Source organism: Pseudomonas sp. HMSC063H08 (genome assembly GCF_001813645.1).
Taxonomy (GTDB): Bacteria; Pseudomonadota; Gammaproteobacteria; order Pseudomonadales; family Pseudomonadaceae; genus Pseudomonas; species Pseudomonas aeruginosa.
In genome coordinates this window covers 1,443-2,979 of record NZ_KV813522.1, presented here as the reverse complement: position 1 = coordinate 2,979, position 1,537 = coordinate 1,443, and the positions used below count along the sequence as shown (strand labels likewise).

Here is a 1,537-nt window from a genome sequence, read left to right as displayed (position 1 = left end):
CAACCGGCTGGTGTGCCGCATAGCTGCCAGCCAAGGTCGAGGCGCTGGCCGAGCCCAGGGTGATGTCCTGGTTCAGGTCCAGAGTGGAGATGTTTGGCGTGATGCCGGCAACGATCCCCACCAGCGGCTTTGGCACCTGGAACCCCGGAAACGTCGCCATTACTCAAGTACCCGGAAGCAGTAGCCGACCCAGGCGCTGGTGCTGTCGAAATCGGTAGCGGTTCCGCGTTGGAGCAACGGATAGACGCGCCAAGTGTCGCTGCCGATCACCAGCGGATCGCCAGGCGCGAGGAAGGCCATGTTGCATATGCCAAAATCCGGCACCTCGCCGATGTACCGCGAGCGCTGCTGAGCGCCGAACGCGTAGATAGCGCAGGGCACAGCGGTGGTCGAGCTGTTCAGCTCGTTTGCGCTGGCGTCGATTAGACCGACGTCAGGATGGTACTGGTTTCTGTAGTTTCCACGGCCTGGCCCGATGACCCGCCGGGGAATGTTCGTTGTGTAGTCGAACGGCAGCCACTCGGGCGAGGGGCCGCCATCCAATCCGTCCAGGCGGAGTACGCAACCACCGTCGCTATAGCGAACGTGATAGCCGTCGAACGGATGACAGGACCAGCTCGATGTCAGCATCTGGCCTGCCTGATAGATTACGGAGCCGCATACGTACTGGCCGCCGCTGTATTCGACTCCGCGCTTGTTGAGCGAGCCAATCATCACCGGCCGGAACTGACCTGCCGCGATCTCGACGTGCAGGTGCAGATAGGCCGCCGTGGCAAACAGGTGGTAACGAGTGAACGGCCCACCGCTCAGCTGTGCGACGGTCGGTCCCTTCGACGAATAAGGGTTGTTCTGCACCGAGTTACCGGGCTGCGCGTTCCACGCCAGGCTGTTATCGAACCCCGTATTGCCCGCCATCTGGAACTGATTGGCCCCGGCACTGAATGACCAGTATCCATCCGCGTTGTGACAGAGCCACTCGGTTGCCGAAGCCCGGTCGGTGACCCAGCCAAGGGTTTCGGCGTGAACGCGCAACTTGGCGAGCAAGTCGGCCGGGTTGTTCGCTGTTCCTGTGAAATAGGCCATGTCAGTCCTTCCTGATCGCGTAGAGCCAAGGGTTACCGCTACGCCAAGCGGTTTGGAAAACGACGTGGTCCACACCGTCCTCGACGATCACGTCTTCGGCGCCGGAGTTGAGCGTCGGCACGTAGAAGGCGCCGTCGAAATCGCCCAGGTAGCGGCGTCCCTCGGTTTCGCGGGTGACGAACGACAGCGCTTTGAGCGGGAACTTCCCGAACGAATCACGCAGTTGTTTGACCACGGTGTCACTGCTTCCCGCATATCGGCCGCAGCCCAGCGGGAGGAGCGTCCGATTGCTGTAGTCGGACTCGTTGGCAGACCCTCCATCGACAGTGAAACCGAGCCAGCGCCCGGCGGGATCGCGGAGATAGCAGCTACGCTCGTAGGGGCTGCTGATGCCTCTGTGCCGGTCGCTAACGTCGGACCAGCGGGTTGCAACGTCGCCACGGTAGGAGCCCAC

Annotated in this window: 1 protein-coding gene and 1 pseudogene; both read right to left on the bottom strand. The window is 62.3% G+C overall.

Annotated features, from left to right (window positions below):
• Positions 1-159: 159 nt before the first annotated feature.
• Entirely contained in the window at positions 160-1,083 is a 924-nt protein-coding gene (locus HMPREF2924_RS22105) for a hypothetical protein (RefSeq protein WP_003139965.1), read from the bottom strand.
• A 1-nt stretch (position 1,084) separates the two neighbouring features.
• Positions 1,085-1,537: pseudogene (locus HMPREF2924_RS22100) on the bottom strand (hypothetical protein); the annotation flags it as partial.